This is a genomic window from Gordonia sp. i37, from assembly GCF_002043085.1.
GTDB classification, from domain to species: domain Bacteria; phylum Actinomycetota; class Actinomycetes; order Mycobacteriales; family Mycobacteriaceae; genus Gordonia; species Gordonia polyisoprenivorans.
In genome coordinates this window covers 1-4,644 of the sequence record NZ_MVPX01000137.1, presented here as the reverse complement: position 1 = coordinate 4,644, position 4,644 = coordinate 1, and the positions used below count along the sequence as shown (strand labels likewise).

The 4,644-nt window shown below is 65.1% G+C and carries 4 protein-coding genes; 1 reads left to right on the top strand and 3 read right to left on the bottom strand.

Going from position 1 to position 4,644, the window contains the following annotated elements; all coding sequences use genetic code 11:
* Positions 1 to 312: 312 nt before the first annotated feature.
* Both B1964_RS06485 and glpD read right to left on the bottom strand, forming a co-directional pair.
* Positions 313 to 738, bottom strand: a complete 426-nt coding sequence (locus tag B1964_RS06485) for a pyridoxamine 5'-phosphate oxidase family protein (RefSeq protein WP_006367485.1) — start codon at positions 736 to 738, stop codon at positions 313 to 315.
* 85 nt (positions 739 to 823) lie between these two features.
* Positions 824 to 2,569 (bottom strand): glycerol-3-phosphate dehydrogenase, encoded by a 1,746-nt coding sequence (glpD, locus tag B1964_RS06480; RefSeq protein ID WP_006367486.1) that lies wholly within the window; start codon positions 2,567 to 2,569, stop codon positions 824 to 826.
* A gap of 54 nt (positions 2,570 to 2,623) precedes the next feature.
* On the opposite strand from glpD, the gene glpK reads away from it, so the two are divergent.
* On the top strand, positions 2,624 to 4,132 hold the full coding sequence (gene glpK / locus B1964_RS06475) for a glycerol kinase GlpK (protein ID WP_035726752.1): 1,509 nt from the start codon (positions 2,624 to 2,626) through the stop codon (positions 4,130 to 4,132).
* A 19-nt stretch (positions 4,133 to 4,151) separates the two neighbouring features.
* On the opposite strand, the gene B1964_RS06470 is transcribed toward glpK, so the two are convergent.
* A partial coding sequence (locus tag B1964_RS06470) for a hypothetical protein (RefSeq protein ID WP_253193907.1) occupies positions 4,152 to 4,644 on the bottom strand: 493 nt, incomplete at its 5' end.

The following is a 4,644-nucleotide window of genomic DNA, read 5'->3' as shown; positions in this document are numbered from 1 at the left end:
TGGCGCTCCTCGGCACCTCGACCATCGGGATGGGAAGGGCTGGGCATTCCCGCACGGGGAGGCTTCGACCACCGGGATGGGGAACGGCCCGAGATTCATCAATCGCTGGTCGAGGTGCGAGCCGCGTGCGGCGAGCCTCGAGACCGCATGCAGCAGAGCTGGAACCGGACCACCGTCATCCGGATAACTGTCGGCACAACAGGCCTCGTCACTGGCGCTCCTCGGCACCTCGACCACCGGATGAGAAGGGCATCGGGTGGGAAGGACCGAAACATCCGTCGACGGCCAGTCGTCATCGCCCGATGGTGTGATTCAGACCGGGTAGCGCTCCGGTTCGGGGCCGAATTGGAATCGGCGAGCAGAGATCTCGTCGACGGTGATTTCGACGTAGTTGTACTTGATCGTCGGAATCCACGGCTGCAGCGGCAACTCGTCGGCGGCGGCGATTTCGTCACCGCGGGATAGAATACGTGCCGAGCCCTTGGCGACGACGCTCCATCCGGTCGCTCCGTCGCCGTAGAAATCGGACTCGAATGCCACGTGGGAATTGACCACGAGCTCCGACAGTTTGGTTCCCTCACCGGTGCGGAAAAGAATGCGTTTCTCGCCGGCGTAGTAGTTCACCGGGAAGATGTCGGGCTGTCCCCCGACACTCACCGCAAGACGTCCTACTTCCTTGGAGGCGAGCAATGCCCAGGCCTCGTCGACGGGAAGCTCCTGAACCGGGTTGTCCACCATGACCTCTCCTTTTCCCATAACCCATTGTCCCTCGGCGACATCACCGGTCACAGGGGCAAAGGTCCCAGGCAAAGCAGTCGCACAATCAATTGTCGGGCACCGGCACCGGTTCGAGAATCTCTTGGCGGGACTCGGGCGCCGCAGCGCGCAACGCATCGGCCGAGGCATCGTCGGGCTGCTGCTGCGAGGCGATCTCGGCGGCCACGCGCGCGTTGTAGGTCTCCACCTCGAAGGCGATACGCTCCGCGTCCCAGTCGAGTATCGGCGCCAGGAGTTCGGCAACCTCCTGGGCACAACCGACACCGCGGTGCGAATACTCGATGGCAATCCGCGTACGGCGGGCAAGGACGTCCTCGAGATGCAGTGCCGCCTCGTCGATCGCCGCATAGACGACCTCTACTCGCAGATACTGTGGCGCGGCCGCCAACGGGCGCAACAACGACGGATCGGCGTCGGCGTAATAGAGCACGTCATCGATCAGCGATCCGTACCGATTCAACAGCCGCCGAACTCGGTAGGGATGCAGGCCGAAACGCTTCCCGAGATGTTCGCACTGATTGATCAGCGCAAAGTATCCGTCGGCACCGAGCAACGGGACGCGCTCGGTGATCGACGGCGCCACCCGTGTCGGGATGTAGTCGTCGCACGCGTCCACCGCGTCGGCGGCCATCACCCGATAGGTGGTGTACTTGCCCCCCGCGATCGACACCAGCCCGGGCGCCACCCGCGCGACCGCATGCTCCCGCGACAACGTCGACGTCGACTCGTCCTCACCGGCGAGCAGCGGCCGCAGACCCGCATAGACACCCTCGATGTCGTTGTGGGTGAGCTTGGTCACCAGCACCTCGTTGACCCGATCGATGATGTAGTCGATGTCGGCCCGGGTAGCGGCCGGATGCGCGAGGTCGAGATTCCAGTCGGTGTCGGTGGTGCCGATGATCCAGTGCGTCTCCCACGGGATGACGAACAGCACCGATTTCTCGGTACGCAAGATGATCGCCGTTTCACTGACGATCCGGTCCCGGGGAACGACGATGTGTACACCCTTGGAGGCGCGCACCCGGAAGTGGCCGCGTTGATGGGACAGTGCCTGCACTTCATCGGTCCAGACCCCGGCGGCATTGATGACGCAGTGCGCGCGCACCTCCGCGGTATCACCGGTCTCGCTGTCGCGAACACGCACTCCCATCACCCGATCGGCCTCCCGCAGGAACCCGACCACCTGCGTCGACGTGCGGATCACCGCACCGTAGTTCGCCGCCGTACGTGCCACCGTGAGGCTGTGGCGGGCGTCGTCGACGACGGTGTCGTAATAACGGATGCCACCGATCAACGAGTCGCGCTTGAGGGCCGGCGCAACCCGCAGCGCACCCGACCGGGTCACATGTCGTTGTCCTGGAACGGACTTGGCACCACCCATCCGGTCATACAGAAAGATCCCGGCAGCAACATACGGCCGTTCCCACACCCGCCGCGTCAGCGGATACAAGAACGGAAGCGGCTTCACCAGGTGCGGTGCAAGAAGTCGCAACGACAATTCACGCTCGGCCAGGGCCTCACGAACGAGACCGAATTCGAGTTGTTCGAGGTAGCGCAACCCACCATGAAACATCTTCGACGACCGGCTCGATGTACCCGAGGCGATGTCGCGGGCCTCGACGAGCGCAACCCGCAGTCCTCGGGTCGCCGCATCGAGCGCAGCTCCCACCCCGACGACGCCACCGCCGATCACGACGATGTCGAATTGCTCCTCGGACAACCGCCGCCACGCCTCGGCGCGGTACAGCGGGCCCATATCGGCAGGTCGATCGGGATTGAACTCGGAGTTCATAGTCCGTCAGCGTAATTGATCTCGGCGTGGGGCACCGCGTGCGACACTGGCGGCGTGGCCAGCACCTCGGGATATGTCGCATCCATCGACCAGGGCACGACCTCCACACGCGCAATGGTCTTCGACCGCCGCGGCCGAGTCGTGTCCGTCGAGCAACTCGAACACCGCCAGATCTTCCCTCGAGCCGGGTGGGTCGAGCACGATCCCGCGGAGATCTGGCGCAACACGCGACGCGTGGTGGCCGCGGCCCTGGCGTCGGCCGACCTCAATGTCGACGACATCGTCGCCTGCGGACTGACCAATCAGCGCGAGACCACCGTCGCCTGGGATCGCTCCACCGGCGAACCCTTGCACAATGCCATCGTCTGGCAGGACACCCGTACCGGCGCGCTGTGTGAGGAACTCGGTGGCGACGCCGGCGTCGACCGCTACCGCACCCGCACCGGCCTGCCGTTGTCGACCTATTTCGCCGGACCGAAGATGCGGTGGCTCATCGACAACGTCGACGCCGTGGCCGAGCGTGCACGCAACGGCGAACTCTGCTTCGGCACAATGGATTCCTGGATCGCGTGGAACATGACCGGCGGACCGGCCGGCGGGCAGCACATAACCGACGTCACCAACGCCTCACGCACGATGCTCATGGACCTCGAATCCCTGACCTGGGACGAGTCCATCTGCGCGGACATGGGTATCCCCGTCGAGTCGTTGCCCGACATCCGCAGTTCCTCGGAGGTCTATGGTTCACTGCGCGAACACGGTTCCCTGCCGGGCGTGCAGTTCGCGGGCATTCTCGGCGACCAGCAGGCGGCAACCTTTGGGCAGGCATGTCTGTCGCCGGGCGAGGCGAAGAACACCTACGGCACGGGAAACTTCTTGTTGCTCAACACCGGAACCGAAGCGGTGTTCTCCGATCACGGGCTTCTGACGACGGTGTGCTATCGGCTCGGCGAGGACGCGCCGCGCTACGCACTCGAGGGGTCGATCGCGGTGACCGGGTCACTGGTGCAGTGGCTTCGGGACAATCTCGGGCTGTTCAGCGAGGCCGCGGACGTCGAGAAGCTCGCAGCTCAGGCCGACGACAACGGTGGTGTCTACTTCGTGCCGGCATTCTCCGGTCTGTTCGCACCCCGCTGGCGGCCCGACGCGCGGGGTATCATCACCGGCCTGACCCGCTTTGCCGACAAGCGTCATATCGCGCGAGCTGCGCTGGAGGCCAGCGCCTTTCAAACACGAGAGGTCATCGAGGCGATGCAGGCCGATTCCGGGGTGCGGTTGTCGACACTCAAGGTCGACGGCGGAATGGTGGTCAACAATCTGTTGATGCAGTTCCAGGCCGACATCCTCGACGTCCCCGTCATCCGGCCCGTGGTCAACGAGACCACCGCCCTCGGTGCGGCCTACGCGGCCGGCCTGGCTGTCGGATACTGGGACGGCGAGGACGAGATCCGGGAGAACTGGAACGAACACACCCGGTGGAATCCGGCGATGGACGCCCCCGAACGCGACCGCCTGTACGGCGAATGGAATCGCGCGGTGGAACACAGCTACGGCCTGGCGTGAGCGTGCCGGACGTGGGTGATCACCCCGCGAACTCGACGAGCACGGCCACCACCCCAGCCGTCCCACCCATCGCCGCAGCCGCCTCGTAGGAGGCTTCGCCGAGTCGTTCGGTGGGTCCGACCGCCGAGTCGATCGCGATCGAAAGACACTGCAGAGCACGCGCTTTGATGAACGAGAGCCGCTGGGCGTCGATGTCGGACGAGCGATGGGCGAAGGCTGCGTCGACCTCGTGTCGTGTCATCACCGCGGCGAGCTGTGAGCGCGTCGCCGGCGAGACCCGTCCCTGCTCACGCCACTGCGTCAACACCTCATGGACGACCGACTCACCACCCAGGTCGACGACGTCGATGACGGTCACCGTCAGCATCCGCAGACAGTCAGCGACCTCACCCGCTGCGACGCGACCGACGAGTTCGGCCACTGCCCCGCCACTGAGTCGGTCGACACGCCGCGCCGCTCCCGGAACCGCCATCGGCTCAGCGCTCCGGTGATGTTGACGAATCAGTCTGCGG

What these genes read in the sequence shown, in the direction of transcription:
- glpD (WP_006367486.1), bottom strand. Translation starts at nt 2,569, where the DNA reads ATGAACTCCGAGTTCAATCCCGATCGACCTGCCGATATGGGCCCGCTG.
- B1964_RS06485 (WP_006367485.1), bottom strand. Translation starts at nt 738, where the DNA reads ATGGTGGACAACCCGGTTCAGGAGCTTCCCGTCGACGAGGCCTGGGCA.